Raw genomic sequence first — 15,304 nt, forward strand, 5'->3', positions numbered from 1 at the left:
GACGGCGGCGCCTTGGGCGGCCGTCAGTTCTGCTATCGGTCCCCGAAGATCGTGCGGTGCCAGTCCTTGCGGGCCACCGCCGTGTTGTCGAACATGACGTGCTTGATCTGGGTGTACTCCTCGAACGAGTAGGCGGACATGTCCTTGCCGAAGCCGGACGCCTTGTAGCCGCCGTGGGGCATCTCGCTGATGATCGGGATGTGGTCGTTGATCCACACGCAGCCGGCCTTGATCTCGCGGGTCGCGCGGTTGGCCCGGTAGACGCCCTGGGTCCACGCGGAGGCGGCGAGCCCGTACGGGGTGTCGTTGGCGAGCGCGATGCCCTCGTCGTCGCTGTCGAAGGGCAGCACCACGAGGACCGGGCCGAAGAGCTCCGACTGCACGATCTCGCTGTCCTGGGCGGCGTCCGCGACCAGGGTGGGGCGATAGTACGCGCCGTTCTTGAGATCTCCCTGAGGAGCCTCGCCGCCGGTCACCACGCGCGCGTAGCCACGCGCCCGGTCGACGAAACCGGCCACGCGGTCGCGCTGGACGTGCGAGATCAGCGGCCCGAGGTCGGTGCCGGGGGCGAACGGGTCGCCGACCCGGACGCCCGCCATGAGAGCTGCTGTCTTCTGGACGAACGCTTCGTAGAGGGGCCTTTGCACGTACGCGCGCGTGGCGGCCGTGCAGTCCTGCCCGGTGTTGATGAGCGAACCGGCGACGGCTCCGTTGACAGCGGCTTCGAGATCGGCGTCGTCGAAGACCACCAAGGGTGCCTTGCCGCCCAGCTCCAGGTGGATGCGCTTGACAGTGGCGGTCGCGATCTCGGCGACGCGCTTGCCTACGGCGGTGGAGCCGGTGAAGGAGGTCATGGCCACGTCGGGATGCCCGACGAGGTGCTCCCCGGCCTCCTTCCCGGTCCCCGTGACGATGTTGATGACACCGTCCGGGATACCGGCGTCGGTGGCGGCCTGCGCGAACATCAGCGAGGTCAGCGGGGTCAGCTCGGCGGGCTTCAGGACGATCGTGTTGCCGGCCGCGATCGCCGGGAGGATCTTCCAGGCGGCCATCTGGAGGGGATAGTTCCAGGGCGCGATGGAGCCGACGACACCGATGGGTTCACGGCGTACGTACGACGTGTGGTCGCCCGAGTACTCACCGGCCGACTGCCCCTGGAGGTGCCGTGCGGCACCGGCGAAAAAGGCCGTGTTGTCGATGGTCCCGGGGATGTCGAACTCGCGGGTGAGCTTGAGGGGCTTGCCGCACTGGAGGGACTCGGCGCGGGCGAAGTCGTCGGCGCGCTCGGCGAGCACGGCGGCGAAGCGGTGCAGCGCGTCGGAGCGCTCGCCGGGGGTGGCGCCCGACCAGCCCGGAAAGGCGGCGCGGGCGGCGGCGACGGCCGCGTCCACGTCGGCCGTGCCGGCCAGCTCGTACGTGTAGACGTCCTCGCCAGTCGCCGGGTCGACAACCGCGTGGGTACGACCCGAGGTGCCCTTGGTCAGGCGGCCCGCGATGAACTGCGCGCCGTCCGCGAAGTACTCCTGAGCGGGGAATCGTTCCGGGGTGGCGTTGCCCGGGTTGTGCATGTCGCTCTCCTCCGCCTTCGCCCCGCTTCGTCCGCTGGCGGGTGGCGTAGCTCCAGCTCGATTTGAATGCCGATCCTGACAGAGCAAAGGGACTCCAACAAGTGATTCCGTTGTTGCCTTTTGGTTACGCGACGGAATCCTTCGACCAGGTGTCGAGTCCGCATGGAAAAGGGGGGACGGAGTGTCAGTGGTGCCTGCAAGACTCGCGTGTATGGACAAGATCACGGGGAAGCTCGCGTCCGACGCGGCGCGAAAGATCGATTCACAGGAAGCCCTGATCAGGGAAGTGCGCGCCGGGACCAAGGTCAAGTACCTGCACTTCTGGGGCCACCGCCCACGCCCGGACGGCCGCGTGAGCGCGAGCTGTCTGAGCCAGTGGTGGCCGTCGCCGTTCACGGTGGACGGGGTGACGTATGCGACCGCCGAGCACTGGATGATGGCGGGCAAGGCGCGGTTGTTCGGCGACACCGAGGCGCTCACGCGCGTGCTTTCCGCCGGTCATCCGTCCATGGCGAAGAAGGCGGGGCGCCTGGTGCGCGGCTTCGACGAGGAGACCTGGGCGCGGGAGCGGTTCGGGATCGTCGTCGAGGGGAGCGTCCACAAGTTCGCGGCAGACGCGGAACTGCGGGCGTTTCTGCTGGGCACGGGGGATCGGGTGCTGGTGGAGGCGAGTCCCGTGGACCGGGTGTGGGGGATCGGGCTGGCCGCGGACGACCCGGCGGCGGAGGATCCGGAGCGGTGGAGGGGGCCGAATCTGCTGGGGTTCGCGTTGATGGAGGCGCGGGGACGGGTGGAGTAGGGGGCCTCTGCCGGCCCCCCCGGGGGGCTTCGGCTGCGGTTGGTGTGCTGGCCGACGGGAGGCCGGGGCAGCCGCCGAGGCGGGGGCGGAGGCGGGGCAAGCCTGAGGGCGTATCGGCGAAGGCACCTCGACCGCGGCCGGGTTCCCGCTGATGGAAACCCTGGAGGGCCTCGGCGGGAGAAGGGGCCGCGCTGACGGGAGGCCGGGCGCAGCCGCCGAGGCGGAGGCGGAGGCGGAGGCGGAGGCGGAGGCGGGGCAAGCCTGAGGGCGTATCGGCGAAGGCACCTCGACCGCGGCCGGGTTCCCGCTGATGGAAGCCCTGGAGGGCTTCGGCGGGGATGGGGCCGCGCTGACGGGAGGCCGGGGGTAGCTGCTGAGGTAGGAGGGCCGGGGCGGGCGAGACCAGGGGGCGTATCGAGGAACCCGCTGCGGTTGCGATCTGGGCTCGACCCAACCGGGAGGGCGGGCAATGGCTGGGACGAAAGGTCGAGGCGAGCCCAGGGGCGGGGTCAGGGAGGCGCTTGGGTTGCGGTTGCGGTGCGCGTTGGAGGAGGGCCGGGGCCGCTTCAGCAAGGCGCGCATCGGGAGGCGTATCGGGGAAGACCCTACGGCTGGGCTCGCGAGGGCCGAGGGCTGAAGTGGCTTCGGTGGGCGGGCCTCGGGGGCCTACCGGGGAAGACGCTTCAACCGCGACAGGCTCGCGCTGGTGGAGAGCGAGGGGGCGCTTCGGCGGGGCGAGCCCAGGGGCGTGTCGGTTGGGCGGCCCTTGGGTCACTCCTGGGTCGGGATCGGGGCCGTCAGGGCGGGCGCGGAGTTGTAGGACGAGGTCGAGTCGGAGTCCTGGTTGCCGTTCTCGTTCTCGTATACCGCCAAGCCGATGACCAGCAGGACGATCACGGCGAGGCCGAGGATGATGCCGATGATCCCCGTGACCAGACCTGCCTGGGCCTGACCCCGGTTCGTGGCCTGGCCGCGGTCGGCCCGCTTCTTGCCCTTGACGCCGAGGACGACGGCGATGATGCCGAGGACCAGGGAGACGATGCCGTAGACGCAGAACAGGCAGCAGGACAGGATGCCCAGCACCAGGGCCGCGGTGCCCAGGTTGTTCTGCGGGGCCATCGGCATACCGGGCCAGCCGTAGCCCTGCGGGTAGCCGGGGTAGCCGTAGCCGCCGGGCACTCCCGGGGCGCCTGGCATGCCGGGTGCGCCCGGGGCGTTGGGCGGGCCGTAACCGGGGGTGCCGTAGCTGGGGAGGCCCGGGGGTGTGCCGGGCTGGCTGGCGGGTGTGCTGGGCTGGCCGTAGCCGGGGGCGCCGGAAGGGTGCGGGACTCCGGGTGCGCCGGTAGCGGGCGGAGTTCCGGGCGGGGCGAAGCCGTCGGACGGGAGGGCGGTCATGGTGGGCTGGTAGTGCAGGGACGGCGGCTGGTCCTGCGGGGGCGGCTGCCGGCCGGGGCTCGGCGGCTGTGCGCGCTTGTCCAGTGACGGCCTGTTCTCCGGGGGTGCCCACGGGTCGTCGTTCGCTCCCGCGCCGCCGTCCGGCTGTGTCTGGTCCCCCATGTCCCGTCCCCGTCCCCGTCGGTCGACCGTCAGACGGACCATGCTAGAGCGTTCACGTGACAGTTCCGCCATACGGACGGCACCGCGGATGCCGATCGGGCTCGGCGCGATCAGCCCCCGCCGACCACCACCCCCGTCCCCTCCCACCCCGGCCTACGATGATCCCGAGTCATCGATCAGCCGATCACCCGCGTCCCGTACGGCACTGCCCGGGGCGCCGTTCCGGGGAGGAACCTTGTCCGACCACAGCGCCGTACCCGCCGCCGGTCAGGCCCGCGAGCTGCACGCCTTCATCGCCGGGCTGCCCAAGGCCGAGCTGCATGTTCACCACGTCGGCTCCGCCTCCCCGCGGATCGTCTCGGAGCTGGCCGCCCGGCACTCCGATTCCACTGTGCCCACCGACCCCGAGGCCCTGGTCGACTACTTCAGCTTCACGGACTTCGCGCACTTCATCGATGTCTATCTGTCCGTGGTCGACCTCATCCGGACGCCCGAAGACGTGCGGCTGCTGACGTACGAAGTGGCGCGGGACATGGCCCGGCAGCAGGTGCGGTACGCCGAGTTGACCATCACGCCGTTCTCCTCGACGCGACGCGGGATCGACGAGCGGGCGTTCATGGACGCGATCGAGGACGCCCGCAAGGCGGCCGAGGCGGAGTTCGGGACCGTGCTGCGGTGGTGCTTCGACATTCCCGGTGAGGCCGGGCTGGAGGCGGCGGAGGAGACCGTGCGGCTCGCCACCGACGACCGGCTGCGCCCGGAGGGGCTGGTGTCGTTCGGGCTCGGCGGGCCGGAGATCGGGGTGCCCCGGCCGCAGTTCAAGCCGTACTTCGACCGGGCCATCGCGGCCGGCCTGCGCTCCGTGCCGCACGCCGGTGAGACCACCGGGCCCGAGACGGTGTGGGACGCGCTCAACGACCTGCGCGCCGAGCGCATCGGGCACGGCACCAGTTCCGCGCAGGACCCCAAGCTGCTCGCCCACCTCGCCGAGCACGGCATCGCGCTGGAGGTCTGCCCGACCTCCAACATCGCCACCCGCGCGGTCCGCACGCTCGACGAGCACCCCATCCAGGAGTTCACCCGGGCGGGGGTCCTCGTCACGATCAACTCCGACGACCCGCCGATGTTCGGCACCGACCTGAACAACGAGTACGCGGTCGCCGCCCGCCTCCTCGACCTCGACGAGCGCGGTGTCGCCGACCTCGCGAAGAACGCCGTGGCGGCCTCCTTCCTGGACGCGGCCGGCAAGGCCCGTGTCAACGACGAGATCGACGCCTACACCTCGGCGTGGCTCGCGCCCTGACGGTCGGCGCTCCCGCGACAACCAGCAGAATGGGCCCATGGAGAACGTGACCGCCGTGGGCCATCGCGGCGACCCCTACCGTGCCCGTGAGAACACCCTCGACTCACTGCGTTCCGCGCTCGAACAGGGCGCGGACGCCGTCGAGTTCGACGTACGAGTGACCCGGGACGGCGTGCCCGTGCTGCTGCACGACGAGACGCTGCAACGGCTGTGGGAAGTGGACCGGCCGCTGAAGTCCCTGTCGGTGGACGAGGTGCGCGGGCTCACGGACGGCGGGGTGCCGACGCTGGTGGAGGCGCTGGCCGCGACCGAGGGCAGCCGGGTGATGGTCGACCTGCCCGGCGTGGCCGACCCGGGGGCCGTGCGCCGGATCGTGGACGTGATCGGCGAGTGCGGGGCGGCCGACCGGGCGTACTACTGCGCGGGCGCCGACTGGATGCTCGCCGTGCGCGCCGCCGATCCGTCGGCCGAGATCGCCCTCACCTGGACCTCGCTCGCGCCGCCGCGCCCCGCGGTCCTGGAAGCGGTACGGCCGCGCTGGCTCAACTACCGCTTCACACTGGTCGACCGGGACCTCGTCGCCCGTGTCCACCGCGACGGCTACCTCCTGTCGGTCTGGACCCCCGACACCCGGCGCTCGATGCGCCGGCTGCTCGACCTGGGCGTCGACTCGATCACCACCAACCGCGTCGGCGTCCTGTGCGGGCTCAGGAAGCAGGGGTGACGGCGGCGCCCGGGGCTCGCGGGCCCGCCGACTCCCCCGGCGGGGCGATGGATTGAGCGTCCACTCCCTCCCCCACCCACAACCGGATGAGCAGCGCGGCAGTCGCCTCCAGTAGTGCCGCGCCCTGGTCCAACTCCCCCGCCGCGAAGGGTTCGCAGCCCACGTCCCGCACCAACTGCCGTACGACAGCGAGGGCTTGTTGGTTGTCGCCGCTCAGGGGGACGCCCAGGGGGCGGCCGTCGAACACCGGGGGTGTCAGGCGCCAGACGTCCTCGTGGCAGAGGTTGAAGGCCTTGACGACGTGGGTCTCGGGGCCTGCGGCTGCGGCGAGTTGTACGGCGGCGGAGGGGGCGCCCGTCGTCAGCAGGCGGAAGCCCGCGCCGACCGGGTTCGTGCAGTCGATCAACACGCGTCCGGTGAGGGGTAGTTGGGGGGCGATCTCGATCGCTGCCTGCCAGGGCAGTGCCATCAGCACGGCGTCGGTGCCGAAGTCGGCGGCCTGGTGGAGGGTGCCGTGGTCGCCGCCGTGTCGCCTTGCGAGAGTCTCCGCCCGCCCCAAGTCGCGGCCGCCGAACAGTACTTCGTGTCCGGGCCGGAGCCACTGCGCGCCGAGCGCGTCCGCCATTCCGCCGGTTCCGAGGATTCCGATTCGCATGGCACGACAGTAGGAAGCCGCTCGGGCACCATGTGGTGCGTGACCTCCGACCCCGTGTTTCTCGCCGACTGCCGGGCCCGGCTCGCCTTCGACCTGCTCGGCAACACCTGGAACTGTGTGGTGCTTTGGGCGCTGCGGCACGGTCCGCGGCGGCCGGGTGAGTTGCGGGAGCGGATCGGCGGGATCAGCCAGAAGGTGCTGACCGAGACCTTGCGGCGGCTGGAGTTCAACGGGCTGGTGGCACGGCGGTCCTACGGTGGTTCGCCACCGCGCGTTGAGTACGAACTCACCGCGCTGGGGCGGACGTTGCTCGAACCGATCGACGCGTTCGGGGCATGGGCGTTCAAGCACGGGGACGAGGTCATGGCCGCGCAGGACGACTACGGGCGGGACGGTCAGACCCGGGAGGCCTGAGCGACCGTCGCCGGGTCGGCCGGGGTGGTGCGGGTGACGTACTGGGGTACCGGGGCGTTGTCCTTTCCGGTGTCTCGGGTCAGGCCGTAGCGGGTGGCGCCCTGGGCGGGGCCGGTGGTGATGTCCTGTTCCACGGCGTCCCAGGTGGTGGGGAAGACATTGAGGCCGTAGTCGGCGCCGCGTTCGTTGACGGTGAGGGTGACGCTGCCGTCGATGTAGAAGTACTCGTTCTGCCACATCTGTTGGGTGCCGGTGGGCAGGACGTCGTAGCCGGTGGTCTTGCTGCCCATACCGGTGGCGGTGGGGTCGGTGGTGCCGACCCGGTCGTCCATGCGGCGACCGCCGCCCGAGGCGACGTGGAAGAGCTTGCCCTTCAGCGTGGTCCAACTCGGCATGACCAGCGCGCCGGAGCGGTACTGCGGTGAGATCTGCCAGCGGACGAGGACGTAACCCTGGCCCCTGAGCGTCACGTTGTCCCCGCGATGGTTCATGGTGGCGTGCGCCCCGCCGGTGCTGCTGAGGCCGGAGGCCGGGCGGTGCGGGAGGGCGGCGGGTGGGGTGTCGGGGTTCGGGGCACGGTCCACGGCGTCGACCACCGAGCCGTACGGTCCGCTCGTCGTCTTCGAGGAGGAGGAGGGGGACGGGGGGAGGGACGGGGATCCGGACGGGAAGGGGGATGGGATGGTCGCGGTAGCCGTCGCGGACGGGGGGTGGAGGGTGCCGACCGTCGCCGTGGGGGTCAGGGCCTTCGGGGGTGGGGTGTTCGGGGTGTGGGTGGCTACGTAGGCGCCGCCCGCCGCGATCGTCGCGCCCGCCGTCACGGCGACGAGGGGCTTGGTCAGCAGCCCGAGCACCTTGGCCGACCAGCCGGCGGGCCCACCGGCCGAGCCGACGGTTCCCGCCGCACCGGCGGCGGTTCCGGCGGCGCCAGCAGCACCGGCCGCGCCCGCCGAACCCACGGCGCCTGCCCCGTGCACAGCGCCCACCGAACCCGCAGCCCCGGCAGACCCCGCGACACCCGAAACTCCGGCGCCCCCGGCCGAACCCGCGGCTCCGGCAGCTCCCGCGGCTCCGGGCAGGCCCGTGGATCCGGCGACGCCCGAGACTCCCCCAGCACCTACGACCCCAGCAGCATGCACCGCACCCGAAACCCCCGCCGAACCCACAACACCGGCAGACCCCGCAACACCCGAAACTCCCCCAGCACCTACGACCCCAGCAGCATGCACCGCACCCGAAACCCCCGCCAGCCCCGCCGAACCCACAACACCGGCAGCGTGCGCCGAACCCATGGCACCGGCAGCACTTGCCGAACCCGCCGTGCCCGCTGCTCCTGCCGTCCCGGCCGAGGCCGCGACACCCGAGGCCCCGGCCGAGCCGGCGAAACTGGCGGTACCCGCCGCCCCAGCCGATCCCGCGAAACCCGCCGCACCCGCAGAGCCGCCCGCCCCGACCACACCAGCCGCCCCGCCCGCCCCACCCATCCCACTCGCCCCCGCCGCAAAAGCCGCCCCCGCCAACCCCGTCGCAGCCGCCGCCGTCTTCGCGCCGAAGGCCAGGGACAGGGTGAAGCCGAGTGGGAGGGGGACGAGGGCGATGCCGACGAGGAGGCGTTCCGCGGGGACGACGGATTCGCGGGGGTCGCCGCAGTAGGTGCAGCCTCGCAGGTGGCGGGCCACGCGTTTGCGCCAGACCGAGTCCTGGCGGCCGTCCCAGCGGGCGGTGACTTCGCGCAGGTCGGGGCAGGCGCCGTCGAGGGCGCGGACGATGGCCCGGGCGGTTTCCAGGCGTTCCTTCATGCGCTGGACGCGGACCGCCGCATGCTGGCGGCTGATGCCGACGGCGGACGCCAGTTCGCGGCGGGTGAGTTCGCCGCCGACCTCCAGCCACCACAGGGAGAGGAGCTGGCGGTCCTCGTCGTCGAGCCAGCGGACCGCCTCCGCGACCTCGCGCCGCTGGCCCTCCAACTGGAGCCGCAGGACGGTGAGTTCGGCGAAGTCGGCGGCGTCGCCGGGGAGCCCGTCCGGGAGCTGGTCGGGGGACTTGCGGCGGCGGGCCCGGTCCCGGATCTGGCGCATGGCGATCGCGACCAGCCAGGACCGGAAGCTGTCGGGGTCGCGGAGCGAGCCGAGGTGGTCGACGGCGCGGAGCATCGTCTCCTGGACCACGTCGTCCACGTCCGCATGGCCGTTGAGGGCGCGGCCGACCACGTTGTAGACCAACGGCAGCCAGCCCGCGACCAGTTCGTCCAGCGCCCGCCGGTCACCGGCCTGTGCCGCGGCGATGGTGGAGTGCCACTGCCGTCCGTCCCCGTCCATGTCGCCTCTCACCCTCCCCGGTGTCACTTGGTGTACGACGGTGTCACTTGCTGTACAGCAGCGTCCCGAAGCCGAGTTGGTCGTAGCCGCCGCTGTTGGGCCCGTAGTCGCCGCCACCGCCCTCCGCACGCACCTTCTCAGCCATGAGCGTGATGAACGGGGTGGTCAGACGCCGCCGGCGGGCGTAGTGGTTGTGCAGAATCTCCCAAACCGGGCGAACGGTTCCCCTGGCTATGTCGGAGATCACAGGCTGCTCCAGGTAGCGTCCGGCGCCCTGGCCGCTGCGCCAGGCGTACGTCGTGAAGGGCACGGCCGCGCCGAGGTTGTACTTGGCGACGTACTCGGCGGCCTTCATGAAGCGGTTGTCGAGGTAGCCGTAGAGGTCGACGCCCTGGTTCCAGGCCATCTCGCAGATCGCGCCCATGAGGCCCATGCCCATCATGGTGTGGCCCTGGTCCCGGCCGCTCTCCTGCCACTGGGCGAGGTTCTGGCCGCTGTAGACGAACGGGATGGCGTGCTTGAACGAGCCGTTGCCCGCGCCGGACTTCATATAGGTCACCGCGCGTTCGAAGGTGGCGCGGTCGTCGCACAGGATGCCGCTCGCCATCAGGGAGGCGACGTTGCACAGGTCCCAATTCGCCCAGTAGTTGGTGATGTTGGCGGTGTTGTGATTGGTCAGGAAGTCGGTGTTCATGGGCAGGAACACCGTGCGCAGCATCTTCTTGAAGCGGGCGAACTCGAAGTCCGGGTGGTCGCGGACGAGTTCGGCGGCGTTGGCGAACTGGTAGCCGTAGATGCCGGAGGCCAGGAAGCGGTCGGCGTTGCCGTTGACCGAAGTGAGGGTGGCCGACCAGGCGTTGAGGATGGCGACGGCTGTGGAGCCGTTGGCCTTGGTGCCGCCGATCCGCCAGCGCAGGGCGTTCTGGTACGCGGCGTGGATGTCGTTGTAGAGGATGCCGTAGTTCTGGCCGGTGCCGCCGCGGACGACGACGGCCTGCGGGCGGGGCCGCCAAGTGCTCGCGGAATGCGGGTTGTTGGTGAGCCGGGTCCAGCCCTTCAGCCAGGGGTCCTTGTGGGCGGCGATCCGGACCTTGGCGCGGTGCAGGTCACCGGCGTTGTGCAGCATGCCCGGGTGGGTCAGCGCCTCGGGCCGGGCGGTGGCGGTGCCGATGGCCGTGCCGGGCTGCGCGGCGTCGGCGCCGCCTCCGGAGAACGCGGCGATCCCGCCGCCGACGACTCCCGCCGCCGCGACTCCGCCGCCGAGCGTGAACAGGCCCCGGCGGGTGAGGCGGTGCTTGTTGGCGGGCCTGCGGGTGCCGGTCGGCTTGGGGGCGCCGGTCGGCTCGGGTGCGTTCGTTGCCAAGTGGGTGGCTCCGGTGCGTGAGGAAACGGAGGACGCAGAGGGAGACGGGGTGAAGGCTTCGGCGATAACAGTTTTTGCGGCGCCGAGTTGGATCCCGTAGGGGGCCAACCCCGGTAAACCCCTTGTTCCGCAAGGGAGTTGGTCCGGGTGGCGCCAGGGTGGGTGCCCTCCTCGCCGACGATCCGCGGTGGGCCGTATGCGATGAGGCTGATCACCGACAGCCACCGGAGAACCCAGGAGCAGCCGATGCGCACCCGCCGTCGCACCACCGTCCTCACCGCCTCGCTCGTCCTCGCCCTCGCGGCCGGACCGCTGGCCGCACCCGCGTTCGCCGCGTCCTCCTCGCCCTCAACTGCCGTACGGGAGACGGCCGGCCCGGACACCGAGGCGCTGCGGGCCGCGCTCGTCGGACTGCCGGACGCGGATGCCACGGCGGCCCTCGTGCGGGTGGGAGGGACGGACGGAAGCTGGCGCGGGAGTGCCGGTGTACATGACCTGGAGAGCGGTGCCGCCGCCGATCCCGCCGCCCGCTTCCGGGCCGGTTCGACGACGAAGGTCGTGACGGCGGCGGCCGTGCTGCGGCTCGCCGCACAGGGGAAGGTCGACCTGGACACACCGGTCCAGCGCTATCTGCCGGGGCTGCTCACGAAGGCCTTCGAGCCCGTATCCGTACGGCAGTTGCTGACCCACACCAGCGGTATCCAGGCCGGTGACGGCTTCGGGGACGCCTTCGCCGACCAGTACGCGCACCGCTTCGACACACTCACGCCGAGGGAGGTGGTGGCGTCGGCGGTGGCGAAGGGCCCGGAGTTCCGCCCGGGCACACAGCAGGACTACCTCAACATCAACTACACGATCCTCGGCCTGCTGATCGAGAAGGTGACGGGACACTCGTACGCCTCCGAGGCCACCCGCCTCGTGCTGCGCCCGGCGGGCATGCGGGACACGTACTTCCCCGGCACCGACCCGCGCATCCGGGGCCCGCACAACCACGGCTACCAGGTGGTCCAACAGACCGACGGCACAACGGAGTTCGTCGACGTCACCGACTGGAACCAGGCGGACCGGTGGGCGGCCGGCGACATGATCTCGACGACCGCCGACCTGGAACGGCTGATCACGGCACTGTTCCGGGGGCGGATCGTGCCGGAGCCGTACCTGAAGGAGATGTTCACGGTGCCGTCCGGCATCGAGGGCGCCAGCTACAGCGCCGGCCTCCAGCGTTTCGAGTACGGCGGGAAGGTGTACTGGCTCAAGTCCGGTTCCCGGTACGGCTACAGCGCGGTCGTCCTGGCCACCCGCGACCTCTCCCGCACCCTCGTCTACTCCGTCAACTCCACGGACGCCAAGGGCGAGTCGATGAACGCGGTCGCGATGCGGATCGCGCTGGCGGCGCTCAAGTAGCCGGGGCGGGGGCGGGAGTCGGCGCGAGCACGGCTTCCAACCGCTTGATCTTCTTCCGGACGACGTACAGCGGGACGATCCCGATGACCCCGAAGGACATGTCGATCACCGTCCACCAGAAGGGAATTCCGCGGATCGGTCCGCAGACGAGAGCGAGCGGGATGATTCCGGCGCAGGCGATCATCCCGAACTCGACGACCCAGATGTTGCGGACCGGGTCGCGGTAGGGGCCGTAGAAGGCGACCGCGATGACGAGGTGGGCGAAGGCCAGCCAGTCCGTGCCGTAGAGGAGGAAGGGGTAGTCGGTGTCGGCGGTGTCGAGTCCCTGGCGTACGCGCTCGATCCAATCCGCGAGGGCGGGCAGGTAGTGCGGTACGGACAGGGACGTCAACAGGTCCTCGGCCCAACGGAGTTCGTGGACCAGCGGGAAGGCGGTGGCGCCGCTGAGCACCAGACAGACGACGAACAGGGCAAGCCAGACGCGGATGCCCTTCAGAAGGGCGGCTCTGTCGTTCATGGCGGCAGCCTACGCCGATAATTGAACACGTTCAAAACAATCGGCGGTTCTCTCCTCCATCACCATTCGTCCCAGTGGAGTACCTCCTCGCGGGGGATCCTGCGAGCCGGGCGGAAGTCCGTGCCCAGGGTGTACGCGACGGGGATCAGGGCCGTCTGCATCACCTCGGAGCAGGGGATGCCGAGGAAGCGGGCCGTCTGCTTCTCGTGGACCAGGTTGCCCGTGGTCCAGCAGGTGCCGAGGCCGTGGGCGCGGGCGGCGAGCATGAAGCTCCAGACCGCCGGGAGGATGGATCCCCAGGTGCCTGCCTGGTGGAGTACGGGGGCCTCGTCGGTACGGCCCTCCACGCACGGGACGACGAGTGCCGGGACCTCCTGGAGGTGTTCGTAGAGGTGTGCGGCGCCGGAGAAGACGCGGTCCATGTGGGCGACGTCGGCCCGGCGGAGGTCGCGCAGCGGGACGGGGGCGGAGGCACCCGGCGTGTTCACCCCGGCCCGCCACAGGTCGGCGAGGGCGGCCCGTCGTTGCGGGTCGGTGACGATGACGAAGTGCCGGCGCCGGCGATTGCGGCCGGTGGGCGCCTGGACCGCCAAGTCCACGCATTCTTCGAGAAGTTGACGGGCTACGGGACGGGTGAGGTCGAGGCGGTGGCGGACGGCCCGGGTGGTGGACAGGAGCTCGTCGGAAGAGAGGGCGAGAGTCATGTGTTGACCTTCGCGGGGCGTGCCTGGCGGCGACAACGTCCGGCTTTCGCTGGTTGAAAACCTGGGGTGCGAAGTGGCCGGGCGGGTCTTCTCGGTGCTGGACGCCTTCGTGGGCGGTCCTGACACCCTGCGGCTGACGGACATCGCACGGCGGACGGGACTGCCGGTGCCGACCGCGCTGCGGATGGTGCCGGAACTGGTGGCCTGGGGCGGACTTGAGCGCGCGGCCGACGGCTCCTACCGCCTGGGCACCCGCATCCGGGCGCTCGGCGCGGCGGCGCCCTGCCCGCGCGGACTGCTGGACGCGGCGCTGCCCGCGCTCCGCGCGCTGTCCGCGCGCACCGGCGGGCACGCCGACGTCGCCGTACCGGCGGACGGTACCGCGCTGTGCCTGGTCAGCGGCGAACGCCTGCCGCTGTACGCGACGGCGGCCGGCAAGGTCCTGCTGGCCCACGGCCACGGCCCGCCCGCCTCCGTCGAACGCCACACCCCGCACACACTGACCGCGCCGGGCCCCCTCGGCGCCCAGCTGGCCCGGGTCCGCGCGACAGGCCTGGCCACCGCGCACGAGGAGTACCGGCTCGGCGAACTGTCCCTGGCCGCACCGGTGTTGAGGGCCGGCATCACGGTGGCCGCCGTCTCGGTCAGTGCGGCCACCAGCACGCCCTACGACCGGCTGGGCCCCGCCGTACGGGAGGCCGCCGTCGCGGTGAGCCGCGTACTCGACGAACCGCCGCGCACGGGGCGGCCGTAACTCGCGTCAGCTGCCCGGCGTCCCGAGGCTCCCCCAGAAGTCCAGGTCGTGTTCCTGGGCGAAGTCGCGGGTGGCTTTCGAGCAGGCCACCGGGGGCTGTCGCTCGACGGGGCGGCGTCGCAGGCCTTCAGGGACATCAACTCCCCTGTCCCCGTACGGTACTTCTGCCAGTTCGGGGTGCCGTAACTGTTCGGGTCGCCCGTCGCGGTGAAGTGGTCCCAGAAGGTGATCATCTGGTGGGACAGCTCCAGTTGATCGTCACACGATCGGCTGCAATTGCCCCTGTGGGCGCGGGAGTTACCGCGTTCGGGTCGGTATGGCCGAGGGGGCGGCGGTTCGGGACGCGAGTGAGGCCGGTGCCGTGGGGGCCCTGGACGGTTCCATGCTGGGGACACTCGTGCGGCTCGGGTCCGCGCTGGGGCTGGGTGCCTGGGTGGCGGGCGGCGCGGGCGGAGTCGTAGGAGTGCTGCTCAGGGGAGGTGGGGCGAGGGGGACCGTGGGGGTCACGGGGGTGTCGCGGTGGGCCAGGCGGAACGGGAGGGCGGCCAGGACGAGGACCGCGCAGGTCGCGCCGGCGCCGGCCGCCGCGCGGAGCAGGCGGCGGCGGTGCGCGCCGCGGCGGATCGACTCGTAGCGGCCGACGGGCGGGCCCAGGTACTCGGCGGAGGAAGGCCGCAGGATGACCGTGAGGGGGTCGTCGAGGGCGAAGTCGGGCTCACGCCCCTCGTCCTCCTCGTCAAAGTGTGTGGTCAAGGCTTCTCCTCAGATGGGCTCGGAGCAGTTCGCGGGCCGCGTGGAGGTCGGCCTTGATGGTTCCTTCCTTGCGCCCGGTCAGCACGGACACCTCCCGGATCGGCATGTCAGCGTAGTAGTGCAGGAGGATCGGGACGCGCAGTCGTTCCGGCAGCGACTGGACGAGCAGCCGTACGGACGGGTCGGTCTGTTCGGTCGGCGGGCGTATCGCTTCCTCGGTGGTGGCGCGGCGCACGGCCCGGCGCTCGCGCTCCAGTTTGCGCCAGTGGTCCCGGACGAGGTTGGCCGCGGTGACGTAGAGGAAGCCGCGCGGTTCCGCGACCTTCGTCCAGCGGGCCCAGAGCCGGGTGAAGGCCTCGGAGGCGATCTCGTGGGGCGGGGGGGGGGGGGGGCGATGGGCGGCGCGCCCGGCGCGGGCGGGGGGGGTGGGGCGCGACCATGGGTGCGGCGGGGCCCGAGGCGCGGGGGCGA

Annotated in this window: 14 protein-coding genes and 1 pseudogene; 6 read left to right on the forward strand and 9 right to left on the reverse strand. The window is 71.5% G+C overall.

All coding sequences use genetic code 11. The features are described 5' to 3' along the window. Positions 1-32: 32 nt before the first annotated feature. A complete protein-coding gene (locus ACFXC1_RS20145) occupies positions 33-1,568 on the reverse strand; it encodes a gamma-aminobutyraldehyde dehydrogenase (RefSeq protein ID WP_381244461.1) in 1,536 nt (511 codons plus the stop codon). Positions 1,569-1,779: 211 nt separating this feature from the next. Here ACFXC1_RS20145 and ACFXC1_RS20150 point away from each other — a divergent pair, with 211 nt between their 5' ends. After that, positions 1,780-2,367: an NADAR family protein gene (locus ACFXC1_RS20150; RefSeq protein ID WP_381244463.1), complete on the forward strand. Its 588-nt coding sequence runs from the start codon at positions 1,780-1,782 to the stop codon at positions 2,365-2,367. A 771-nt stretch (positions 2,368-3,138) separates the two neighbouring features. On the opposite strand, the gene ACFXC1_RS20155 is transcribed toward ACFXC1_RS20150, so the two are convergent. After that, complete coding sequence (locus ACFXC1_RS20155; RefSeq protein ID WP_381244465.1) at positions 3,139-3,924, reverse strand: DUF4190 domain-containing protein; 786 nt, start codon at positions 3,922-3,924, stop codon at positions 3,139-3,141. Between the two features lie 88 nt (positions 3,925-4,012). Between ACFXC1_RS20155 and ACFXC1_RS20160 the strand changes: the two are divergent. Beyond that, positions 4,013-5,227: pseudogene (locus tag ACFXC1_RS20160) on the forward strand (adenosine deaminase). A 37-nt stretch (positions 5,228-5,264) separates the two neighbouring features. Beyond that, positions 5,265-5,951: a glycerophosphodiester phosphodiesterase gene (locus ACFXC1_RS20165; protein ID WP_381244466.1), complete on the forward strand. Its 687-nt coding sequence runs from the start codon at positions 5,265-5,267 to the stop codon at positions 5,949-5,951. Here ACFXC1_RS20165 and ACFXC1_RS20170 read toward each other — a convergent pair. Then, positions 5,935-6,606 carry an NADPH-dependent F420 reductase gene (locus ACFXC1_RS20170; protein ID WP_381244468.1) on the reverse strand — a complete coding sequence of 224 codons (672 nt, stop codon included), beginning with the start codon at positions 6,604-6,606 and terminating at the stop codon, positions 5,935-5,937. The genes ACFXC1_RS20165 and ACFXC1_RS20170 overlap by 17 nt on opposite strands. Before the next feature lie 30 nt (positions 6,607-6,636). On the opposite strand from ACFXC1_RS20170, the gene ACFXC1_RS20175 reads away from it, so the two are divergent. Next, the gene (locus ACFXC1_RS20175) at positions 6,637-7,020 is read left to right on the forward strand and encodes a winged helix-turn-helix transcriptional regulator (protein WP_381244470.1); all 384 of its coding nucleotides are present in this window, start codon (positions 6,637-6,639) and stop codon (positions 7,018-7,020) included. Here the strand turns inward: ACFXC1_RS20175 and ACFXC1_RS20180 are convergent. Both ACFXC1_RS20180 and ACFXC1_RS20185 read right to left on the reverse strand, forming a co-directional pair. Then, positions 7,002-9,338 carry an RNA polymerase sigma factor gene (locus tag ACFXC1_RS20180; protein ID WP_381244471.1) on the reverse strand — a complete coding sequence of 779 codons (2,337 nt, stop codon included), beginning with the start codon at positions 9,336-9,338 and terminating at the stop codon, positions 7,002-7,004. The two genes, ACFXC1_RS20175 and ACFXC1_RS20180, sit on opposite strands and share 19 nt — an antisense overlap. 43 nt (positions 9,339-9,381) lie before the next feature. Next, positions 9,382-10,701 (reverse strand): alginate lyase family protein, encoded by a 1,320-nt coding sequence (locus ACFXC1_RS20185; RefSeq protein WP_381244473.1) that lies wholly within the window; start codon positions 10,699-10,701, stop codon positions 9,382-9,384. 246 nt (positions 10,702-10,947) lie between these two features. Between ACFXC1_RS20185 and ACFXC1_RS20190 the strand changes: the two genes are divergently transcribed. Beyond that, the gene (locus tag ACFXC1_RS20190) at positions 10,948-12,105 is read left to right on the forward strand and encodes a serine hydrolase domain-containing protein (RefSeq protein ID WP_381244475.1); all 1,158 of its coding nucleotides are present in this window, start codon (positions 10,948-10,950) and stop codon (positions 12,103-12,105) included. On the opposite strand, the gene ACFXC1_RS20195 is transcribed toward ACFXC1_RS20190, so the two are convergent. After that, positions 12,098-12,622: a hypothetical protein gene (locus ACFXC1_RS20195; RefSeq protein ID WP_381244477.1), complete on the reverse strand. Its 525-nt coding sequence runs from the start codon at positions 12,620-12,622 to the stop codon at positions 12,098-12,100. The two genes, ACFXC1_RS20190 and ACFXC1_RS20195, sit on opposite strands and share 8 nt — an antisense overlap. A gap of 59 nt (positions 12,623-12,681) precedes the next feature. After that, positions 12,682-13,326 carry a nitroreductase family protein gene (locus ACFXC1_RS20200; protein WP_381244478.1) on the reverse strand — a complete coding sequence of 215 codons (645 nt, stop codon included), beginning with the start codon at positions 13,324-13,326 and terminating at the stop codon, positions 12,682-12,684. Positions 13,327-13,399: 73 nt separating this feature from the next. Between ACFXC1_RS20200 and ACFXC1_RS20205 the strand changes: the two genes are divergently transcribed. After that, entirely contained in the window at positions 13,400-14,080 is a 681-nt protein-coding gene (locus tag ACFXC1_RS20205) for an IclR family transcriptional regulator (RefSeq protein ID WP_381244479.1), read from the forward strand. A gap of 297 nt (positions 14,081-14,377) precedes the next feature. On the opposite strand, the gene ACFXC1_RS20210 is transcribed toward ACFXC1_RS20205, so the two are convergent. Continuing rightward, a complete protein-coding gene (locus tag ACFXC1_RS20210; RefSeq protein ID WP_381244481.1) occupies positions 14,378-14,833 on the reverse strand; it encodes a hypothetical protein in 456 nt (151 codons plus the stop codon). Continuing rightward, positions 14,817-15,304 (reverse strand): RNA polymerase sigma factor (locus ACFXC1_RS20215; protein ID WP_381244482.1); only part of this gene is annotated, 488 nt, incomplete at its 5' end. The genes ACFXC1_RS20210 and ACFXC1_RS20215, both read right to left, overlap by 17 nt.

The sequence above is a fragment of the Streptomyces hokutonensis genome (assembly GCF_042751305.1).
Classification (GTDB): Bacteria; Actinomycetota; Actinomycetes; order Streptomycetales; family Streptomycetaceae; genus Streptomyces; species Streptomyces hokutonensis_A.

Excerpts from the sequence above, each read along its gene's own strand:
- ACFXC1_RS20180 (WP_381244471.1), bottom strand. The coding sequence starts at position 9,338 with ATGGACGGGGACGGACGGCAGTGGCACTCCACCATCGCCGCGGCACAG.
- ACFXC1_RS20195 (WP_381244477.1), bottom strand. The coding sequence starts at position 12,622 with ATGAACGACAGAGCCGCCCTTCTGAAGGGCATCCGCGTCTGGCTTGCC.
- ACFXC1_RS20165 (WP_381244466.1), top strand. The coding sequence starts at position 5,265 with ATGGAGAACGTGACCGCCGTGGGCCATCGCGGCGACCCCTACCGTGCC.
- ACFXC1_RS20175 (WP_381244470.1), top strand. The coding sequence starts at position 6,637 with ATGTGGTGCGTGACCTCCGACCCCGTGTTTCTCGCCGACTGCCGGGCC.
- ACFXC1_RS20145 (WP_381244461.1), bottom strand. The coding sequence starts at position 1,568 with ATGCACAACCCGGGCAACGCCACCCCGGAACGATTCCCCGCTCAGGAG.
- ACFXC1_RS20155 (WP_381244465.1), bottom strand. The coding sequence starts at position 3,924 with ATGGGGGACCAGACACAGCCGGACGGCGGCGCGGGAGCGAACGACGAC.
- ACFXC1_RS20150 (WP_381244463.1), top strand. The coding sequence starts at position 1,780 with ATGGACAAGATCACGGGGAAGCTCGCGTCCGACGCGGCGCGAAAGATC.
- ACFXC1_RS20190 (WP_381244475.1), top strand. The coding sequence starts at position 10,948 with ATGCGCACCCGCCGTCGCACCACCGTCCTCACCGCCTCGCTCGTCCTC.
- ACFXC1_RS20170 (WP_381244468.1), bottom strand. The coding sequence starts at position 6,606 with ATGCGAATCGGAATCCTCGGAACCGGCGGAATGGCGGACGCGCTCGGC.
- ACFXC1_RS20200 (WP_381244478.1), bottom strand. The coding sequence starts at position 13,326 with ATGACTCTCGCCCTCTCTTCCGACGAGCTCCTGTCCACCACCCGGGCC.